Source organism: Thermodesulfatator indicus DSM 15286 (assembly GCF_000217795.1).
Classification (GTDB): domain Bacteria; phylum Desulfobacterota; class Thermodesulfobacteria; order Thermodesulfobacteriales; family Thermodesulfatatoraceae; genus Thermodesulfatator; species Thermodesulfatator indicus.
Genome location: NC_015681.1, coordinates 1,954,650 through 1,973,933, shown reverse-complemented (window position 1 = coordinate 1,973,933; position 19,284 = coordinate 1,954,650). Strand labels below are relative to the sequence as shown.

Below are 19,284 nucleotides of genomic sequence, written 5' to 3'. Positions count from 1 at the left end.
GGCATGAATAATAAAGTAGTTGTTTTTTATATAAGCTCAAAAGGAAAAGCTTTGGCAGAAAAGATTGCCGATTTTTTTCCTGAAGCTGATATATTCCCTTTTTCTTACCAAAAACTCAAAAGCTGCTTTTACGAAAGCAGGGCCATAATTTTTATTGGAGCAAGTGGTATCGCCGTAAGAAAGATAAGTCCCCTACTAGAAGACAAGAAAAAAGACCCAGCGGTGCTTGTTCTCGACGAAGCTGGTCGCTTCGTAATAAGTCTGGTCTCAGGACATCTAGGAGGAGCTAATAGCCTTGCCCGTGAGATAGCAGCTTGTCTCAACTCTACGCCGGTTATTACCACGGCCAGTGATATTTCAGAGCTTCCAGCCCTTGATCTATGGGCTAAAAAGCACGAGCTCATCTTTGAACCAGAAGAACTTATCCCCAAAACTACTTCTCGCTACATAGAAGAAAAAGGCCTTAAAGTTTATACAGAAACTAAAGTCCCGCTTCTTGAAACATTTGAACTAACGAATGAGCTCGAAGAGGCTCATCTTGTCGTGGGCTATCACTATTTTGAAAATTTTTCAGGGCTTTATGCCCGGCCAAAAAGGCTTATAGTGGGTATGGGTTTCCATGAAGGAGTCTCAGAAGAAAAACTTTTTACGGCCCTTAAAAAAGTGTTTGAAAAGCACCGTTTAAGCCTTCTTTCTATCAAGAAATTAGCCACTCTTGAGCGCAAAGCCAAATCTCCTGGATTTAAAGCCCTGGCTCAAAGACTAAATGCTGAAGCTTTAGCCGTTACCCCTAAAAAAATAAACGTCATAATTACCCAAGCCGGCCTTAAAGACTCGATGGCTAAAAAACATACCGAAGTGCGGGCCGTGGCGGAACCAGCCGCGCTTTCTGGCTCTCAAGGTGACAGGCTCCTTATTCCCAAACAAAAACAAGACGGCGTTACCATAGCTGTGGCTGAAATACCGCCTCCGCCGGGAAAACTTTGGGTTGTTGGGCTTGGGCCCGGAAGCCTTGAAGAACTTACTCCTCGAGCACGCAAGGCCCTTAGGCAAGCAGAAAAAGTAGTTGGCTATAAAACTTATGTAACCCTTGTGGAAAAACTTCTTCAAGACAAAGAAGTTTTTACTTCAGGTATGACTCAGGAAGTTGATCGAGTAACCTTGGCCCTTAATTTAGCGCTTGAGGGCTTTGAGGTAGCTTTAGTAAGCGGAGGTGACCCTGGCATTTACGGCATGGCCGGGCTTGTCTTTGAACTAATGAAAGAAAAAGAACTCATGGGCCGAATCCCTGTGGAGATAATACCAGGGATTACCTCAGCCAGTGCAGGGGCTGCCCGCCTAGGAGCCCCGCTTATGCACGACTTTGCCTGCATTAGCCTTTCTGATCGCTTAACCCCCTGGGAAATTATTGAAAAGCGCCTTAGAGCCGCTGCTCAGGCGGACTTTGTCATCGTGCTTTATAACCCCAGAAGCAAAGGCCGCAAAGAACACTTGGCCCGCGCCAAAGACATTATTCTTGAATTTCGCCCAGAAGACACCCCGGTGGGAATAGCCAAAGCTATTGGGCGTAAAGACGAAAGCCTAAAAATTACCACTCTTACCGCCCTCAATCCTGAAGACGTTGACATGCAAACTACGGTTTTTATAGGCAGCTCAAGCAGCTTTATTTTAGAAAATCTCATGGTAACCCCGCGTGGTTATAAGGGTAAGCGTTACTGATGAATCAAGCAAAAGGCCTGGTTATAGCTGCTCCGTTTAGTAGTTCAGGGAAAACCGTGATTACCAGCGGGCTCATTAAGGCCTTTAAAAGCCAGGGCCTTGAGGTAGCGCCTTTTAAAGTTGGGCCTGATTATATAGACCCGGCTTATCTTGCTAGGGCGGCCAACCGCCCCTGTTACAACCTAGACTCCTGGATGACAGGAAAAAAGGGAGTTATACGAAGTTTTTTACGAGGAGCTAAAAAAGCCCACATAGCTGTAATAGAAGGAGTGATGGGGCTTTTTGACGGTGCAGGTGGCACCACCTGCGCTTCCACCGCTGAAGTTGCTAAAATCCTCGATCTGCCAATTTTGTTGGTGTTCCCTGCAAGGGGTTTTGGACATACCGCGGCCGCCATCTTAAAAGGCCTTACTTCTTATTGGAAAGAACTTAATTTTACGGGTGTAATTTTAAACGGTGTAGCCAGCGTAAAACACGAAAGAATTCTTCAAAAAGCGCTTCAAGGCCTAGACATTCCTCTTCTTGGCGTAGTAACCCGGGAAAAAAACTTGGAACTTCCCTCAAGGCATCTCGGTCTGGTTCAGGCTGAAGAAATAAAACTCGAAGAAAAATTGGCTTATTTTGCAGAAAAGCTGGCCAAAGAAACCAATCTTTCAGAAATAATAGCCCGCCTTAAAGAGACATCTTTTAAAGCTTTCCAAGAAAAAACTTCTCCCGTAAAAATTAAAGGCTCAAAAATTGCCGTGGCCAGGGACAAGGCCTTTTCCTTCTGCTACCAGGAAAATTTGGATATTTTAAAAGAATCAGGCAACGAAATAGTCTTTTTTTCACCCATTAAAGGAGAGTTTCCAGAAAAAGCAGATGTCCTCTACTTGCCTGGAGGCTATCCAGAACTTTTTGCGGAAACTTTGTCTAACCAAACCGAATTACATGAAAAACTTAAAAAGCATGTCGCCGAAGGCATGCCTGTCCTTGCCGAATGTGGCGGCTTTATGTTTCTTCTAGAAGGCCTTGAGGTTAACGGCCAGGTTTTTCCCATGGCCGGGATCTTGCCTGGCCTGGCACGCATGGAAAAGAGGCTTCAGGCCATCGGTTATCGTGAAGCCACATTTAAGACTTCTAATTTTTTGGCAAATGAAGGACAAAAAATCAGGGGCCATGAGTTTCATTACAGTCGCGTTTCAGGCTTTGGTCTCCGTGGTTTAAAAGTTACTGATTTTGAAGGTCTAGAGGTTTCTACGGCTGGCTTAGTTAAAGAAAACATTATCGCCAGCTACCTTCACTTGCATCTAGGATCTTTATGAGGCCTTTACAAAATGTTTTACTTAAGAGACTGCTTCGCCCATAGGCCTCGCCGTGCCTAAATGGCAGATGGCAGATAGCCATTGGCGCAAGGACTATTTCGTCGCCTTCGGTTCCTCTCAGTTACAAATGAAGGAGTCATTGCGATCCGTCTTTTACTTTGTCATTGCGAGTCCCGTCAAGGGCGAAGCAATCTCAGAGACCGCTTCGTCGGCACTTCGTGCCTCCTCTTAATGACAAAAAAAGGAAAGCCTTGCGAGGCTGCGTGAGCAGCAAAAGCTATCCCTGTTTTCTAAATTTTGCAAAGGTTCGTTTATTAGAAGAAAAATTCAAAAAATTTTTCAAGCCCTTTTTATCTAAATAGCTGACGTTATAATTACAAACGTGAAGCTTTATCACTTATCTGATTTACATCTTGGGGTGGTTCCTCCAAAGCGTTCAGCTGAAGAACACGTATCTTTAATTTTCACCAAACTAAAAAAGATTCTAGCTGAGGCTCAGGCTAACAACGTTGCCGTAGTGCTATTTGCAGGTGATACTTTTGATTCAAATGCTATTTCTACCAAAATAGCCCTTGAGTTCTTCTCTATTTTGAGCCTTTTTCCGGAAATTCATTTTGTACTCATTCCTGGAGGCGGCCAGAATACGGAAAACGAAATAAGTGGTCATGATGCCTATACTTCCGATTCAATCTACCGTCGCCCTGAAGTGGCCGCCCTATTGGAAAGAGATAACATCCATTTCCTTTCACCAGATCGTCCTTCTGTGATTATCCAAACCCCAGAGCAAAAAATAGCCTTTTACGCTGGTTTTTTTGGTTATCCCCAACCAGATTTATTCCCCGAGGCTGACTACCAGATAGCCATTCTTCACGGAGCCTTTGGGCCTAATGAAAAATACGAAAAGCCCCTTAAACCAGATATCCTCAAACGTTATCATTACCTAGCTCTGGGGCATTATCACAGCTATAAAAAGATTGGAGAAAATGCTTTTTACAGTGGAGCCTTTGTGCCTTTTGAATTTCTGGCTACAGCCCAGGCAGAAGGTGGCTTTCTAAAAGTAGATCTTTCCCAAACACCTTTACAGGTAACCAAACACTCTTTTGACGATGTCCCCTCTTATCTTCGTCTGCAAATTTTTTCAGAAGATGACCTTAAAAAACTTGAAGAGCTTGATTTTTCAAAAGTTTACGTGCGTATAGATTCATATCTTGAACTTTTTGAAAACAGTCTTCGCAAACTTTGTTCTTCCTTTGAAGAAAGAATCAGTATCTCCGAAGGTGCTAAAGTATTTTCACCAGATGATGTTATCTCTCAAATCATACTTGAGCTTTTAGAAGATGTATCTCCAGAAATTCAAGCCGAAGTAAAAGAATTTTTGTTTTACGGTCTAATGGTTTCTCAGCAACCTCAACGTCTCAAAGAATTTCTAAAGGAAAAGTTCTTACAGGACTTATATGAAGCTTACTAAAATCTCTTTTAAAAACTATAAAGTTCTTTCGGATCACGAATTTCTGTTTGATAACGGGCTAAGGTTTATTGCCAGACCTAACGAATTTGGTAAGTCCACCATTATTGAAGGAATACTTGATGTTTTTTCATTAAGCCCGCAAATTTTAGTTCAAAAAACAACAAAAGGTCAGGGAATCCCTCCGGTTATTAAGTTAAATTTCCTCATAGAAGACCATGAATATGAGCTAAAATTGAGCGGACTTGAAAAGCGTCCTTATTTTAGGGGAACAGACGGGATAGACCTTGAAAGCCCTGATAGCATCAAAAAATTTCTGGAAAAAAAGGGGTATAAACATTTCAGACAAGTCCTTGAAGGTCTTCTAGTTTTGCGGGAAAGGGATCTTTCTGTGGCTGGCAACCGGGGGTTGCGAGAAGTTTTCGATAAAGTTCTTAAGTCTGCAAGCATTGAAGGCCTTGAGAGGCGGATTCGAGACGATTTTATCCTTCAAAAATGTGGCTTACGCCAGAACCCTTTTGGCCGCATGAAACAAGAAGTACAAGAAAAACTGAAAAATATAAACCAGGAGCTTCTTCGCCTTGAAAGGGAAAAAGAAGAATTTGAAAAAAACAAAAAGCGGCTAGAAGTAGTTAAAGAAAAGCTTGAAAAGCTTAAAGCCAACCAAAAAAAACTATCCCACCAAAAAGAACAGCTAGGCTATCTTCAGGCCTACCTGGAAATTGAATACCTAGAAAATAAACTTCAAAAACTCAAAGAAGAAGAGAAAACATTAACAGCCAAAATCAAAAAAATAGAAGCAGAAAAAGAAACAATTAAAAAAGAACTTGAGGCTTTAGGAGAAAAAGAGAGAAAGCTTATTTCTCAGCTTGCCCAAAAAAATTTCATAAACCGAGAAATCCGATTGCTTAAGGACAAGCTTAAACAACTACACCAGGAGTTTACTAAACAGCAAGAATATCAGAAGTTAAAGGAAATTTTAGGGCCTTTAGCCAATCAAAATCCAGAAAAACTCCAAGATTATCTAAATGAATGGCGAACTTTTCTCAAAATGGCCTCTCTTTCTCGGGGGAAAATAGAAATTTTAAATGCTGGAAATACTATTTTAATAAACGGTAAAGAAGTCTCTTCTAGAAATATCGAATTCCAGGGTAAAGTAAATCTCAAGTATCAGGACCTTGAACTAAACATTTATCCTCAAGTAAAACTCGCTGACCTCTCTAAAAAGATTACTCACCTTGAAAAAGAGTTTTTGACCCCTGAAAATCTACTTCAAACTATCCAAAAGCTGAGGAAATTAAAACAACTGGAAACATCTTTAGAGGAAGAACTAAACTTACCTCCTCTCAAAAATAAGATTGAAGAGACTCAAAAAGAAATTGAAAATCTCAAAGAAAATCAAAAAAAAGTTGTCCAGCAAGAAAAGCTTGCCAAAGAAATTAGAAACCAAATAAAAACACTTGAACAAAAGCGTAGAAATCTTGAAGAGAAATATCTAGCCCTAAAAGAAGAACTAAGTGCTAAAAAAACAGAAATCAAAAACCTTGAGACTAAAATAAAAGATTACCCTAGAGACTTCGAAGAAGGGCTTTCTCTAAAAACCATTAAAGCTTATCAAGGCCACAGCCTAAAAAACATATCAAACCTTTTAAACCAGGTAGCCCAAAACTTAGAAAGAACTGAAGCTGAGATTATCAAACTTGACAAGGAAAAAGATCTTTATGAAGACCGGGTGGCTCGCAAACCAGATCTCGCGCGCTATGAAGAGCTTCTTGATGAGAAAAAAATTCTTGAAAGGCAATTGCTTAGGTTTAAGCGGCTTGAAGCAGTCTTACGCACTTCAGCAGATATACTCGCCAGACTAAAAGAAAGAATAAATCAGGCCTATCTTGAAAAATTTGAAAATAAAGTGGCAGAAATTTTTAAAGAAATAACCGAAGGTCGCTATATTTCTGTTAGGTTCAATTTCCCTTCCTTATTTTTTGACAGAGAAGCTTTCAAGAGAGATTGGGTAGCTATTAATCAGGAGGGAAAAGCTTTTCCTATTGATTCCCTTTCAGACGGCACTAAAGTGCAGTTGCTTCTGGCGGCAAGGCTTGCCTTGGTTGAGCTTTTCTTTGAACATAAGGCCTTTTTCCTGCTTGACGAACCCCTAGCTTATTTTGATGAAAACCGCGCTAAGAGAACCCTCAATATTTTAAACTCTCTGGCCGACTCTGGTTGGCAAATAATCATCATGAGTGCCCGACCATTTGAAACTTAAAAATTTTTATTAACTTTGCCTAAAGTCTTTAAAGTTTTAAAAGAGTTCTTTCGAATAGAAAATAAAAATACTCCGGGAGGTTCAATGGGTAAGTCGCCTATTGGAGAAGCCATTGAAGCATCAGTTATGGAGGTTATCAGCACTTTCACCGGCCAAACCCCTACCCCAGAAAAAACATTCATACGGCAGGAACGGAAGTCTTTAGGAGATGTTTCCGCCATTCTGGGCCTAACAGGCAAAGGTTTTACCGGCACTTTCGTGGTTACTTTTGAAAAAGATTCCCTGTTCGGTGTAGTGGAAAGCCTATTTGGGCACCGACCAGAAGAAATTAACGATGAAGTTAGAGATGCTGCTGGAGAAATGGCTAACATGATTTGTGGAGCTTTTCGTAGGCGTTTTGAGCAAAACGGAATAAGTCTTCAGAGCTCCACCCCGGCTATTGTTTCAGGAGAAAATCACACTTTAGAAATTCTTTGCAAATCCCAACGGCTGGTTATGCCTTTTTCCTTGAATGGCTCAAAAATTTATATAGAATTCTGCCTTGATAAAAAATAAAAAGGGGAGCCAATGCTCCCCTTTTTGTTATTCGTGGATTTCTCCCTCACCAGAACCTGGGGCCTTAGCCTCAGGCTCACCAATGTCAACAAAGCGATCTTTAAGCTTTTCAAGCACTTTAGGTAGTGTGGTGTATTCCATTTCTTCAGGTGGCAAGCGATGCGGTTCAAAAATACCCTGACGACGCAACTGGTTAGCCAGTAGCGCACAACGATTGCGAGCGTCATCAAAAGCCGGATCGTCAAAGAGGTCATTGGGCCCAACAAGCTTTCCTTCGCAGAGCTGATACCCAGCGGCTATCACCCGTGGTGGCCCGTCAAAACGGGTAGGCTTAGCTTCTTTAAAAGATACCGGCATAAGCGGCCCGGTATGAGAACCACGCATCCAGCCCTCTACCAACCATGGACGAGCAAAAGGCTCAAGGGCTTCACCAACGGCCGGGAAACCACTCTGGCAACGGACGATAAGCACTGGGTCATCCTTACCTACGTAGCGGCCGGCCATAAGGGAAAGCTTCTGGGTAGAAGCCACCGCCGCAATTTCGCCATCGCGGTTACGATAGACTGCTCTTACCACGTAACGGCTGGTAGCACCGATAAAGACTAAAAGGTCATAAAGCTCGCGAGGGGTCTCTAACTTTACGGCTTTACCAGAATAGACATCCATGACTTCAAAAGTAAAGCCATCGTGCATAGAAGGATCAATCACCAGACCAGCTGTGTTCATAGGGTCAGCAAACATTTCGTAAAGGGCCAGGTTCCAGGCACTGGGAGAAGTCTTATCAGCAAAATAGACGATAAAAGGCTCGCTTTTACGCTCTTCAATTTCCATTTCAGCAACCCCTGGGCCCATGCCTTTTACGTTTCCGGAAAAAGCATCAGCCAAAAGGTCCTGGCCGGCACCGTAAAGTTTTAACTTTTTGGCCACTTCAGTGCCTGCTACAAAAGCATCCCAGGCTAGTTTGTGGATTTCTTCATTGTCTTTGCCTTTGGTGTGGGTCATAACAATAGCAATGTCATCACCACAGGTAATAACTGAAGCATCAAGCAAAGTACCTTTTTCTACACCGGCCTTGGCATATTCTTCAACTTTTGCCACTACCTCAGGATGAGTAGAAGAGTGCCCTACATAACCACCAATGTCCGCTTTAATCACGGAAATCGTAACCTTCATAAAAAGACCTCCTTTTTAGGTTAATTTTTATTTGGAGAAGAACCCCTCTCTTTAATACCAACTTTTAGGGGAAATTAGAAGGATTTTTTGAAATAAATTGAGGAAAATTGGTGCCGAGGGCGGGAGTCGAACCCGCACGGGGGTGAACCCCAGTGGATTTTGAGTCCACCGCGTCTGCCAGTTCCGCCACCTCGGCGTTGCCTTAATCAAATAACATAGAGCCAGCCATCTTGCAACAGGCTCTTTTAGTCACCTAATTTTGAAAAAATCTACCTTACAGACCAACACAAGTAAGGCGGAGACAGGCGACGAAATTGGAGTTTCGCCTATCCCCTACCACCCATAGTGTAACAAGTATAAAATCGATCGGAAATCTAAGATTAATCTGCCAAATATAAAAATCTTAAGGCAAAAATTAAGGCTAGAACATAGACAAGCCAATGAACTTCTTTATACCTTCCAGATAAAAGTTTAATAACAGCGTAGCTTATAAAACCTAAAGCCAAACCATTGGCAATACTGAAAGTAAGAGGAATGGTAATAAGAGTAATAAAAGCAGGAATTAATTCGGTAAAATCGAAAAAGTCAATATTCCTGATAGCTTGAATCATTAAAGCACCAACAATAACAAGGGCCGAAGCTGTTGCATAGGGTGGAATAGCTTTCACTATTGGATAGAAAAATAAAGCTAATAGAAAAAGTAAAGCAACTACGACTGCTACCAAACCGGTTCTTCCTCCCTGGGCTATACCACTGGCGGATTCTATATAAGTAGTAACTGTAGAAGTACCAAGAAGAGATCCAGTCACTGTTCCAATTGCATCAGACATTAATGCCTTTTCTACTCTTGGAAGTTTTCCTAACTTATCAAGATATCCGGCCTGAGAGGCAAGGGCACTCAAAGTTCCTAAAGTGTCAAACATATCAACAAAAAGAAAAGTCAATACTATTGTAACTAAACCAAGGTTTAATGCACCTTTAATATCAAGCTGAAGCAGGGTAGGAGATATGGAAGGTGGAGCAGACACTAAACCTTTAGGAAAAGGAGAAATTCCTAAAATCATTCCTAAAAGAGAAGTAACTATTATTCCGAGAAGAATACCTCCAATTACATTACGGCTTACTAAAACAGCTGTAAGCAAAATACCAAAAAAAGCTAATAAAACTTCGGGAGATTTAATATTTCCCAAAGTCACAAAAGTTGCCTTGCTAGGCACGATTATTCCTGCTGTTTTTAAACCAATAAAAGCAATAAAGAGGCCAATACCAACCGCCGTACCATATTTAATGGCGTTAGGAATCACATTAAATATCCATGTCCTGACTTTAGTTAATGTAAGTATAATAAAAATAACACCTGAAATAAAAACAGCACCTAGAGCAGTTTGCCAAGGTATATTCATCCCCAAACATACACCATAAGTAAAATAAGCATTAAGCCCCATACCTGGTGCCAAAGCAAAAGGATATTTAGCATAAATACCCATGATAAAAGTAGCAATAGCAGAAGAGATACAGGTTGCTACCATCACTGCACCAAAATCCATACCAGCGTGACTCAGAATTTGCGGATTGACAAAGATAATGTAAGCCATCGTCATAAAAGTGGTAATACCCGCCAATACCTCTCTCTTTAAATCCGTTCCGTACTTTTCGAATTCAAAAAATTCTCTTAAGTCCATTTCTTCCACCTCTTTTTATGAATTAATTATGTTCAACTAAAGACACGAGTTTAAAATTTTTGACCAAACCAAAATCAGTAATTTTAAGCTCTGGAATAACCGAAAGAGAAAAGAAACTCATACTTAAAAGAATGTCTTTTAATAAAGAAATTTCTTTAGCTATTTCATAAAATGATTGCAAATTTTTAATTAAATTTTCAGCATCATCGGCCATTATCCCCCCAATTTTTAGAGGAACTTTAGCTATAATTTTACCATCTTTTACTAATACAAAACCACCTTGCATTTTAATAAGTTCGTTTACAGCTATAACAATATCTTCTAAATCTTTTCCGATAACTACAATATTATGAGAATCGTGAGCATAAGACGAAGCAATAGCTCCTTTTTTTATTAAACCCAAAATCAAACCTTTACCAATTCTACCTGTGTTTTTATAGCGTTCTATAACGTAAATTCTATTTATATTTCCACTTTTAAGTTCCTTTTTAGCATCATTAATTGGAAGAATAACTTCTCCGGTTAGAAGAGAATCTTTAAAAGGCTTTATTAATCGTACTTTGCCTGTATTACCGTCATCAAAACCGGAAATTAAAAATTCTTCTAAAGTCTTAGGCTTAGTCTTAATTGAAGAGATTAATTTTTTATTTAGAAAAGTTTTTTTATTTAATAAGTTCTTTTCCCAGAAAGAAAGAGGTTTTCCTTTAAACCAAATATCTTTAATTTTAAAGGTCTCTATGTCTTTGAATACTAAAAAATCGGCCTGATTGCCGGGTTTAATGCCAGTTGGAAGATTAAAATAACTAGCAGGATTAATAGTAACCATCTGAATAGCAGCCAAAGGATCTACATATTTCGTAGCTTTTCGTAAAACTTTTAGCATGTATTCTTCAAGATCAAGGGGAGATATATCGTCACTTACAAGCATTATTCTTCTAAAATCGTTTAGCTTTTTAAGCTTTTCTAATAAATATATGTTTTTCGAAGCAGTTCCTTCTCTTACCATTAACCACATGCCAAGTCTCAATTTTTCGAGGGCTTCGTCTCCTTCTACACATTCGTGGTCACTCATTACTCCGTGAAAAATATACTGATTTAAACCCTTCCCTTTAAGCAAAGGGGCATGACCATCTATAATTTTTTTAAGTTTTTGGGCTGCTTTTATCTTGGCAAGAATAGAGGTATCTTCATTAATGACCCCGGGATAGTTCATGACTTCGGCTAAACCGAGCACTCTTTCATGAAAACTAAGCAGTTCTTCTACGTCTTCTGGTCCTATTTCTCTCCCTGAAGTTTCAAATGGTGAGGCAGGCACACAGGAAGGTATCATAACGTAAACTTCAAGTAGTCTAGCGTCTGAAAGCATAAATTTTATGCCGTCTTTTCCGCATACATTGGCGATTTCGTGAGGATCAATAACGACCTTCCCTACCCCACTTCTTAAAGCAAACTTTTCAAATTCAGAAGGGATCAAATGAGAAGATTCTATGTGAAGATGGCCATCTATAAATGGAGGGCACACGAAACAGCCTTCTAAGTCTATTACTTGGGCCTCTTTGTGTTCTTTTAGGAATTGAGAAAGGATATTTTGGTCAGCAGAATAATCTACAAAGAGAAAGCGGTCCTTTTTAAGCCCAAAGCTCCCTGCTAAAACCTCTTTGGTATAAACATTTATTATTTTAGCATTTTTAAAAAAAATAAAATCTTCCTGCATAAAAATCACATATCCTTTAAGAACTGTTTTCAAATATAATTAAAACGGTTTAAATTCAATAGTTTTTTTCTAGAAAATACTAAATTTTCTTTCTTTTTTTAATGAAAAATACTTATGGAGAGGTTGATGAGGGGCTAAAAATAAAGGGCGGGATCACCCGCCCTTTATTTTACATTGAGAAACAAAAAGTATAATTACTATCAGAACTATAAGAAGTCACTGGAGTAGTGGCAGTACGAGAACTATAAGCCTTAATACTACCAGAATCAGGTTTGCCATCGTCGTTAGAAATATCAATAGCTTCGGCTACATCTCCTGGGACTATATTAAAACAGATTTTATCTCCTCTTTTATTTAAAATTTCTATATTCCCTCCAAAAACATGAGAGGGATTAGTTGTACCAGAACCCGGGATTATACCTGCGCACCTTAAATGTTCCCAAACATAGCTACCATCGGTCGCCGTCTCGTCATACATCAAGCCGTCACCATCTCCATTATGGGTAGTACAAGTGCCAAGATGAGTAGTTGCCTGAGGATCATCCCCGGGAAGAGAATGATACCTATCCTGATAAGTGTAAATAGCAGCTACTATTCCTTTATAATCATTATAAAGGCGTTTGATTTTAGCATTTTTGATAATTTCCTGCCCTTTCAAAATGCCTCCCAAAATAATACCGATAATTACCAACACAATGGCCAGTTCCACCAAAGTAAAACCTTTCTTGTTTCGCATTTTTTAACCTCCTACTTTATAAGTTTTATATTTTGGGTTAAATTTATTTTCAACCGAAAAATAAATTTAAATTAAAAATTTTCCATGTCAAAGAAAAAATGAAAAATAAAGGCTTCACCTTAATTGAACTTGCTATTGTACTGGTGGTGCTGGGTCTTCTGTTAGGGCTCGGCGTAAGCCTCATAGGTCCGCTCACCAAACAAGCTAAATATAGGGAAAGCCGTGAGAAGCTCAACGCCAATGTGGAAGCCATAATCGGCTATGCCATTGCCCATGGCAGATTACCAAATGCTACGGAGGTGGCAAAGGTCGTTCCCTACGCCAGGGACAGCACCGGAAAGCCATTTTTGTATATTTACGACGAAAATCTTACCACAACAGATAGTATTTGCACTCAAACTACCACTAACATTACAGTGGAACGACCGGACGGCAGCAGCGTCACTGATGTAGCTTTCATCATGGTGGGAAGCGGTGTTAACTACAACATTCAGACCGGGCTTATTGCAGGTTCTGCGGATATAGAAAAAAATTCTTTATTTACTGCAAAAGTAACGAGTAACGTAACGGTTAAGGTTTATGAACAGGGAACTCAAGACGTTGACGATTTCCCTAACGACCTTGATCGCTCTGAAGAATACGATGATATTGCGCGTTGGGTGACGATTTGGGAACTTAAAACAAAATTAAGTTGCAAATGATTTCTAAAGAGATCTTTGCAAAATTCAGCGATCACAAATTGAGATTGCACTTTTAATATGAAACCCATAGGCCAGTTACTTAAAGAAGCAGGTTGTATCACCGAAGAGCACATCAGGTTTGCGCTGGTGGAGCAGCAGGCCACCGGCGAACGCCTGGGCGAAATTCTGGTGCGTCTGGGGCTGGTTACGGACGCAGAGATTGCCCAGGTTCTCGCCCAGCAAAGTAACCTGCCCTTCATTGACCTTGCCAACATTAATCCTGAAAAAAGGGCCCTCTTACAAATTCCCTCACGGTTTGCCAGAGAGGCACAGGTATTGCCTTTCAAACTTGAAAATGGTGTTTTGCATGTGGCAATTGCTGATCCGTTTGACCGACGGGTAAGAGAAGCCCTTCTGCGCCATACCCAAACAAAAATAGAACTTTATGTAGCACCGAAGTCTCAAATACAAAAGACCGTCGAACACTTTTACTACCTGCTTCAACACCCACCAAGAGAAGAAATTAACAACCTCCTTGATAGACTTAAAAGAAATCCAACCCTTAATTTTGATGTGGATCAGCTTTTTCAAAACCTGATGATAGAAGCCATTAACGTAAACGCTGCTGATATACACTTTGTGCCCTATGAAAAAACATTTAGGGTTTACTACCGGGTAGATGGGCTCCTTGAGCTGGCTTTCGTGTTTCCCGCTCCGATTCACGGGCGCTTAATAAACGCAGTAAAAATTAGAGCCGGCATGGACATTGCCGAACAGCGCCTGCCGCAGGATGGCAAGATGCGCTTTGAGTTTCTGGGAGAAGAATTTGACCTGCGAATTTCCACTGTGCGCGGGTTATTTGGCGAAAACATGGTCATAAGGCTTCTCCCTATTAAGGCCTCCATCAGGCACCTAATCTCCCTTGGCTTTGACCAGGAAGAAGTAAAGGCCCTTGAAGAACTCTTCACCAAGCCAAATGGCATGGTGCTGGTAACTGGGCCTACAGGCTCTGGGAAAACTACCACCCTTTATGCCGCTCTGCGACTTGTTGACGCTATCAAGAAAAATGTACTTACTGCTGAAGACCCTGTAGAATACTATTTTCCCCTAATTCGGCAAACCCAGATAAACGAAGACATAGGCTACACTTTTGCCCAAGCCATTAGACACTTTTTACGACAGGACCCAGATGTAATTCTTGTAGGCGAAATAAGGGACGAGGAAACAGCCCAGATGGCAGTGCGCGCCGCTTTGACAGGACATCTCCTGCTTTCTACCCTGCACACAAACGACGCCGTTTCGGCCATTGAGCGTCTGCGCGACTTAGGCATTACGAACTTCCTGTTGGCGGGAAGTCTCCTTGGCGTTACTGCCCAGCGGCTTCTGCGGCGTCTTTGCCCCCACTGCCTTGAAGAATACAGGCCTTCTCCAGAACTACTTGAAAAATATGGGCTTCCCCATGACGCTACTTACTTCCGTGGAAAAGGCTGTGAAATCTGCCGTGGCAAAGGTTTTTTAGGCAGGACGGCGGTTACCGAAATTCTTTTATTTGATGAAGAGATTAAAGAGTTGATAGCCAAAGGTGTCTCCACGGTGGAAATAAAAAAAGTAGCCGTGGCCCAGGGCATGAAGACTCTCTGGGATTCGGCTAAAAAACGCATACTAGCAGGAGAAACTACAGTAGAAGAAGCGGTGAGGGTGCTTGGCTAATGCCTGAATTTGTTTATGAAGCCTTAGAGCCAGCTACCGGGAGGCGTATAAAAGATGAGGGATACTTTGAAGGCCCTCTTGAACTTTTACGCTGGCTTGAGCGTCGTGGCTTAATTCTTATACGGTATCGCCTTAAAAAGCGCTATTTCTGGGAGGAGCTCTTTGCCCCCAAAGTAACCCGCGTGGAACTGGCTGAGTTCTGCCGCAATCTTGCCTTCATGATAAGAGGCGGAGTGCCCCTTATTCAGGCCCTGGAAGACCTGGAAAAGACCGCTGAAAACAAAACCCTGGCTAAAGCTATCCGCAAACTCAGACAGAACGTTGAAGAAGGAAAGCCTTTTTACGAAAGCATAAAAGAACACCCAAAAGTATTTTATCCTATCGTTCAGGCTCTAACTTTAGTAGGGGAAGAAACCGGCCGCCTTGATGAGACCCTTTATTCCGCTGCCGAACACCTTTTACGCGTGGACGAAATTATCTCCACCACCAAACGAGCTCTCATTTACCCAGCTTTCATTCTGGTAAGCATGACAGGGGCTCTCGCCTTCTGGATATTTTTTGTTTTACCCAGGATTCTCACCCTGTTTCAGGAAATGAAGGTCAAACTACCGCTAGCCACGCGGATTCTAATTGCCCTGGTTTCTTTCTGCACAAGCAATTGGTTTTACTTTTTGGCCGTTCCTTTTGGCCTGGTAGTGGCAGGGCTCTTTGTCTGGAAAGTTCCCAGGGCCAGATTTTACTTCGAAAAAATAATCTTAAAGCTTCCACTTGTTGGTAAAGTCAGGCGAACTTCTTTTATGGCCTTCTTTTTTGAATATACTGCCCTTTTACTTGAAGCGGGTGTAAACCTTATGCGGACCCTTGAAATTATGCAGGAAAGTCTTAAAAACCCATACATGGACGAAATTATAATGACTCTTAAAAACCGCATAGAAGAAGGTTTTAGTTTTTTTGAAGCTTGTGAGGGGACGGGCTTTTTCTCACCTCTTGAACTACGTATGGTTAAGGTGGGAGAAGAAACTGGTCGGCTGGTGGACCAGCTTAGATATCTTGCCGATTACTACTATCAGAGGCTTGAACGCCTGGTGGCCACGCTTTCTAAAATGCTTGAACCTATTTTAATTACAGTGGCAGGATTGCTGTTTCTGATAATCGTTTTAGCCTTAATTGGGCCAATTTACGACATGATTTCTCAGATAGGTAAGTTCTAATGACTCTGGATTATCTTAAAAATTTTGGATTAAAAGATCATCCCTTCAGGCTCACCCCTGACACCTCTTACTTTTTTCCTTCAGAGAAACACACGAGCGCCCTTGAAGTCCTGAAGTATGCCCTCGCCAGAGGAGAAGGCTTTTTAGTGTTGACAGGAGAACCTGGTACAGGCAAAACCCTTCTTCTTCGCATCTTGCTTGAGGAACTACCTGCTGATCGCGAAGTAGCTTTAATACTTTCACCCACTCTTTCTCCTAAAGAGCTTCTTAAGGCCATTCTTGAAGACCTAAACATTCCTTTTTCTACTGAAGAAAGCAAAGAACAACTCCTACGCAGATTTAAGGACTATCTGCTCAGTCTCGCCCAAGAGGGAAAGACGCTCCTTTTAATAATCGATGAAGCCCAAAATCTCCCGACAGAAAGTCTTGAAGAGCTAAGGCTTCTCTCAAACCTCGAAACAGACAAAAAAAAGCTTGTTCAAATTCTTCTGGTGGGTCAACCCGGGCTAGCTGACAAACTCAACTCTAAAGAGTTATCTCAACTACTTCAGCGTATAACTGTCTGGGAAAAGCTTTCTCCGCTTAACCAAGAAGAGATTTTAGAATACCTGAACTTCCGCTGGCACCGGGCAGGTGGACACAGCTTAAAACTTGAAAACAAAGCTTTGAAAGTTTTATATCGTGAAAGCGGCGGGATCCCTCGGCTACTCAATAAGATTATGGATAGAGCAGTTCTTTTCGCTGCTGCTGAAAAGAAAAAAAAGATAGACTCAAAAGTTTTGAAAGAAGCATTAGTAAGTTTAAATCCTTATAAAAGGAATATAGAGTTCAAATCAAAGTTTGTTATTTTACTAATAGGTGTTTTAATATTAATAGCATTTGGTCTAACAATATCCTATTGGATTTTGGGATTATGAAAAAGCTTCTTATAGTAAAAAAAGAAGAAGATAGTTACTTATTCGCAAAACTGGCTAAACGCGGTAGCAAATATATTCTTCTTGAGGCTCCTCAAAAAACTAGCTTAAAAAAACTTAAAGGAAAACAAGTAATTGCTGTCAAATACTTCCCAGAGCTTTACCTAGGGCGAGAAACTTTGCCAACAGGCCCTAAAGAGCTTATAGAGCTTCAATTAAGAGAACGTTTAAAGGAATTAGGTATCTTTGAAGGAACACCATTAATAATTTTTCATATTAAAGAAGATCTTAAAACTCAGTTAGAAGTAAATTTCGTAGCTATTAATAAATTTCCAGTAGAAGAAATTATTAGTGATTTCCAACAATATGAAACCGAAATAAAAGTATTAACAGCTACTCAGCTGGCAACTTGTTATCTCACTTTACAGGAAACAGATTCTCCGGTTATCAGCGTCTATATTGATAAAGACTATGGCTTCCTGGCTATAACCGGATTTAAAAACATTCATTACTTGCGCTCTATTAAGCCCATACCCGGTTCTCTGCTCACTTCAGCTCAGGTGGAAGAAGCACTTCTTGCTGTTATGGATTACGGAGACCGCGTTCTTGGTCTCAATCTTAAAGGAATTATTGCCTATGGCCCAAAAAGGGAACTCCTTCCAGAAACTTCTTTGCCACTAATAAGGCCGGACTTCTCTTTTATTGAAGAGAGCTTTTTAGACACTGCCTTAGAGTATCCTGAATTTTTCGGCCTCCCTTTCGTTCCTCAAGAACTTAACCTCCTCCCCGCTGACTACCAGCAGTATCAGAAGCATTTTTCCATAATTAGAAAAATCACATTTGCAATGCTTGTCGGCTCCATTTTAAATTACGGAATCTGGTTTTATTATTATCCAAAAGTGGAAAAAATTAAAAAAGAGCATTACACCATTAAAAGCGAGCTAAATAAAGAACTTGAAAAATTCAATAAGATGATTTCTCCAAAAGAAATAAAGTTAATTGAAGAAGAAGCTAAAATTTACGAAAAGTATAGGAAAACATTTAAGCTTAACGAATTTTTGGCCTGGTTATCTACAATAACACCTACTGGCGTAGTTATCACAGAAACCTCGGGAAAGGGGAATAATCTTTTAGTTAAGGCTGAATGCAAAGGAGATTTTCATTACACACAACAACAACTTACCCTATTTTTGGCTAATCTAAAGGAACGAATAGATATAAACGAAAATCAAATAAAACTTCTTTATGATCAAAATAAAAGAGAAGGAAACTTAATAATTAAAGGAATATACCAAAGATTTTAAAATGAAAATGCTAAAAATTTTTGATAAATACAAAACGATTTTAGGAATATTTACTATTTGCATAATTTTTGCAGTTTCAGGGGGCTTAGCTTTTAAAAACTGGGAAGAATATAACTATTATTTAAAAGTAAATCAAAAATTAGAACAAGAACTAAAAATTCAAAAAACAAATAATCAAAAAATAAAAGACTTTATAGAAAAATATAAACCTAAAAACATAGTACGATCAAATATAGAAATTAACGCAATAGTTAATAACCAGAGAATACTATCTTTATATTTAGATAGTTTATATGATAAAAATTCCTATTTATTTATAAAATCATTTACATTCAAAAAGGTATGTCAGAAAGATTTTTGTTTTAGAGTATTAAAATTATCAGGAGAAAAGATAGAATTTTTTTAATAAAAATGATAAAACTAAAAAACGTCAACATAATTATAATGTGGATAATGATATTCACAACATTCTTATCGATAAGCATAGCAATATGGCAAATTAACAGTAAATACAATAAAATTAATAACACATTAAGAGCAAAAACCATTGTTCTACCCCAAAAAAACAAAACAAACGAAAGATTCATAATATCCGGAGAAATTTTTGAACTAAACAACAAGCAAAAATTTATTAACCAAAAGACAAATAAAAAACAAATATTGCTATTATCAGGGATCTTAGTAATAAACAATAAAAAAGCTTGTATAATAAATGGAATGTTTTTAAAAGAAGGTGACACAATAAAGAATATTAAAATAATAAAAATTTTCCACAATAAAGTTGAAATAGAAATTAATGGTCAAAATATAAACATAAAACCAGGAGAAAAAATTATAGTATAAAATAGACGAGG

Annotated in this window: 16 protein-coding genes and 1 tRNA gene; 12 read left to right on the top strand and 5 right to left on the bottom strand. The window is 39.8% G+C overall.

Translation table 11 applies throughout. From position 1 onward, the window contains the following. Positions 1 to 3: 3 nt before the first annotated feature. The 5 genes from cobJ to THEIN_RS09655 all read left to right on the top strand — a co-directional run bounded on the left by cobJ (position 4) and on the right by THEIN_RS09655 (position 7,306). Positions 4 to 1,719, top strand: a complete 1,716-nt coding sequence (gene cobJ, locus THEIN_RS09675) for a precorrin-3B C(17)-methyltransferase (protein ID WP_013908491.1) — start codon at positions 4 to 6, stop codon at positions 1,717 to 1,719. Next, a complete protein-coding gene (locus tag THEIN_RS09670; RefSeq protein ID WP_013908490.1) occupies positions 1,719 to 3,023 on the top strand; it encodes a cobyrinic acid a,c-diamide synthase CobB in 1,305 nt (434 codons plus the stop codon). Before cobJ ends, THEIN_RS09670 begins: the two co-directional genes overlap by 1 nt. A 382-nt stretch (positions 3,024 to 3,405) precedes the next feature. Beyond that, entirely contained in the window at positions 3,406 to 4,491 is a 1,086-nt protein-coding gene (locus tag THEIN_RS09665; RefSeq protein WP_013908489.1) for a metallophosphoesterase family protein, read from the top strand. Next, positions 4,478 to 6,751 carry a glycosyltransferase 28 domain-containing protein gene (locus THEIN_RS09660; protein ID WP_013908488.1) on the top strand — a complete coding sequence of 758 codons (2,274 nt, stop codon included), beginning with the start codon at positions 4,478 to 4,480 and terminating at the stop codon, positions 6,749 to 6,751. The genes THEIN_RS09665 and THEIN_RS09660 overlap by 14 nt, the downstream gene beginning before the upstream one ends. 84 nt (positions 6,752 to 6,835) lie before the next feature. Beyond that, positions 6,836 to 7,306, top strand: a complete 471-nt coding sequence (locus THEIN_RS09655; RefSeq protein WP_013908487.1) for a chemotaxis protein CheX — start codon at positions 6,836 to 6,838, stop codon at positions 7,304 to 7,306. Between the two features lie 27 nt (positions 7,307 to 7,333). Here THEIN_RS09655 and fbp read toward each other — a convergent pair whose 3' ends face one another. The 5 genes from fbp to THEIN_RS09630 all read right to left on the bottom strand — a co-directional run bounded on the left by fbp (position 7,334) and on the right by THEIN_RS09630 (position 12,611). Then, positions 7,334 to 8,479 carry a fructose-1,6-bisphosphate aldolase/phosphatase gene (fbp, locus tag THEIN_RS09650; protein WP_013908486.1) on the bottom strand — a complete coding sequence of 382 codons (1,146 nt, stop codon included), beginning with the start codon at positions 8,477 to 8,479 and terminating at the stop codon, positions 7,334 to 7,336. Between the two features lie 108 nt (positions 8,480 to 8,587). Continuing rightward, positions 8,588 to 8,675: transfer RNA gene (locus tag THEIN_RS09645), tRNA-Leu, on the bottom strand. 184 nt (positions 8,676 to 8,859) lie between these two features. Beyond that, positions 8,860 to 10,161 (bottom strand): NCS2 family permease, encoded by a 1,302-nt coding sequence (locus THEIN_RS09640; RefSeq protein WP_013908485.1) that lies wholly within the window; start codon positions 10,159 to 10,161, stop codon positions 8,860 to 8,862. Positions 10,162 to 10,183: 22 nt separating this feature from the next. After that, positions 10,184 to 11,875: an adenine deaminase gene (gene ade, locus THEIN_RS09635; protein WP_013908484.1), complete on the bottom strand. Its 1,692-nt coding sequence runs from the start codon at positions 11,873 to 11,875 to the stop codon at positions 10,184 to 10,186. A 169-nt stretch (positions 11,876 to 12,044) separates the two neighbouring features. After that, positions 12,045 to 12,611, bottom strand: a complete 567-nt coding sequence (locus THEIN_RS09630; protein WP_013908483.1) for a prepilin-type N-terminal cleavage/methylation domain-containing protein — start codon at positions 12,609 to 12,611, stop codon at positions 12,045 to 12,047. A 98-nt stretch (positions 12,612 to 12,709) separates the two neighbouring features. Between THEIN_RS09630 and THEIN_RS09625 the strand changes: the two genes are divergently transcribed. Genes THEIN_RS09625 through THEIN_RS09595 form a run of 7 tightly spaced genes read left to right on the top strand, consistent with a single transcriptional unit; the run spans position 12,710 to position 19,273 of the window. Continuing rightward, on the top strand, positions 12,710 to 13,312 hold the full coding sequence (locus THEIN_RS09625) for a prepilin-type N-terminal cleavage/methylation domain-containing protein (RefSeq protein WP_013908482.1): 603 nt from the start codon (positions 12,710 to 12,712) through the stop codon (positions 13,310 to 13,312). 57 nt (positions 13,313 to 13,369) lie between these two features. Further along, positions 13,370 to 15,001: a GspE/PulE family protein gene (locus tag THEIN_RS09620; protein WP_013908481.1), complete on the top strand. Its 1,632-nt coding sequence runs from the start codon at positions 13,370 to 13,372 to the stop codon at positions 14,999 to 15,001. After that, on the top strand, positions 15,001 to 16,212 hold the full coding sequence (locus tag THEIN_RS09615) for a type II secretion system F family protein (RefSeq protein ID WP_013908480.1): 1,212 nt from the start codon (positions 15,001 to 15,003) through the stop codon (positions 16,210 to 16,212). Before THEIN_RS09620 ends, THEIN_RS09615 begins: the two co-directional genes overlap by 1 nt. Then, a complete protein-coding gene (locus THEIN_RS09610) occupies positions 16,212 to 17,129 on the top strand; it encodes an ExeA family protein (protein WP_013908479.1) in 918 nt (305 codons plus the stop codon). The genes THEIN_RS09615 and THEIN_RS09610 overlap by 1 nt, the downstream gene beginning before the upstream one ends. Next, positions 17,126 to 18,430, top strand: coding sequence for a hypothetical protein (locus tag THEIN_RS09605; RefSeq protein ID WP_013908478.1), 1,305 nt, complete (start codon positions 17,126 to 17,128; stop codon positions 18,428 to 18,430). The genes THEIN_RS09610 and THEIN_RS09605 overlap by 4 nt, the downstream gene beginning before the upstream one ends. Before the next feature lies 1 nt (position 18,431). Further along, the gene (locus tag THEIN_RS09600) at positions 18,432 to 18,836 is read left to right on the top strand and encodes a hypothetical protein (RefSeq protein ID WP_013908477.1); all 405 of its coding nucleotides are present in this window, start codon (positions 18,432 to 18,434) and stop codon (positions 18,834 to 18,836) included. Between the two features lie 5 nt (positions 18,837 to 18,841). Next, the gene (locus THEIN_RS09595) at positions 18,842 to 19,273 is read left to right on the top strand and encodes a hypothetical protein (RefSeq protein ID WP_013908476.1); all 432 of its coding nucleotides are present in this window, start codon (positions 18,842 to 18,844) and stop codon (positions 19,271 to 19,273) included. Positions 19,274 to 19,284 lie beyond the last annotated feature (11 nt).

Excerpts from the sequence above, each read along its gene's own strand:
- THEIN_RS09620 (WP_013908481.1), top strand. The coding sequence starts at position 13,370 with ATGAAACCCATAGGCCAGTTACTTAAAGAAGCAGGTTGTATCACCGAA.
- THEIN_RS09630 (WP_013908483.1), bottom strand. The coding sequence starts at position 12,611 with ATGCGAAACAAGAAAGGTTTTACTTTGGTGGAACTGGCCATTGTGTTG.
- THEIN_RS09615 (WP_013908480.1), top strand. The coding sequence starts at position 15,001 with ATGCCTGAATTTGTTTATGAAGCCTTAGAGCCAGCTACCGGGAGGCGT.
- fbp (WP_013908486.1), bottom strand. The coding sequence starts at position 8,479 with ATGAAGGTTACGATTTCCGTGATTAAAGCGGACATTGGTGGTTATGTA.
- THEIN_RS09660 (WP_013908488.1), top strand. The coding sequence starts at position 4,478 with ATGAAGCTTACTAAAATCTCTTTTAAAAACTATAAAGTTCTTTCGGAT.
- THEIN_RS09610 (WP_013908479.1), top strand. The coding sequence starts at position 16,212 with ATGACTCTGGATTATCTTAAAAATTTTGGATTAAAAGATCATCCCTTC.
- THEIN_RS09625 (WP_013908482.1), top strand. The coding sequence starts at position 12,710 with ATGAAAAATAAAGGCTTCACCTTAATTGAACTTGCTATTGTACTGGTG.
- THEIN_RS09655 (WP_013908487.1), top strand. The coding sequence starts at position 6,836 with ATGGGTAAGTCGCCTATTGGAGAAGCCATTGAAGCATCAGTTATGGAG.
- THEIN_RS09670 (WP_013908490.1), top strand. The coding sequence starts at position 1,719 with ATGAATCAAGCAAAAGGCCTGGTTATAGCTGCTCCGTTTAGTAGTTCA.
- cobJ (WP_013908491.1), top strand. The coding sequence starts at position 4 with ATGAATAATAAAGTAGTTGTTTTTTATATAAGCTCAAAAGGAAAAGCT.
- ade (WP_013908484.1), bottom strand. The coding sequence starts at position 11,875 with ATGCAGGAAGATTTTATTTTTTTTAAAAATGCTAAAATAATAAATGTT.
- THEIN_RS09595 (WP_013908476.1), top strand. The coding sequence starts at position 18,842 with ATGATAAAACTAAAAAACGTCAACATAATTATAATGTGGATAATGATA.
- THEIN_RS09605 (WP_013908478.1), top strand. The coding sequence starts at position 17,126 with ATGAAAAAGCTTCTTATAGTAAAAAAAGAAGAAGATAGTTACTTATTC.
- THEIN_RS09600 (WP_013908477.1), top strand. The coding sequence starts at position 18,432 with ATGAAAATGCTAAAAATTTTTGATAAATACAAAACGATTTTAGGAATA.
- THEIN_RS09640 (WP_013908485.1), bottom strand. The coding sequence starts at position 10,161 with ATGGACTTAAGAGAATTTTTTGAATTCGAAAAGTACGGAACGGATTTA.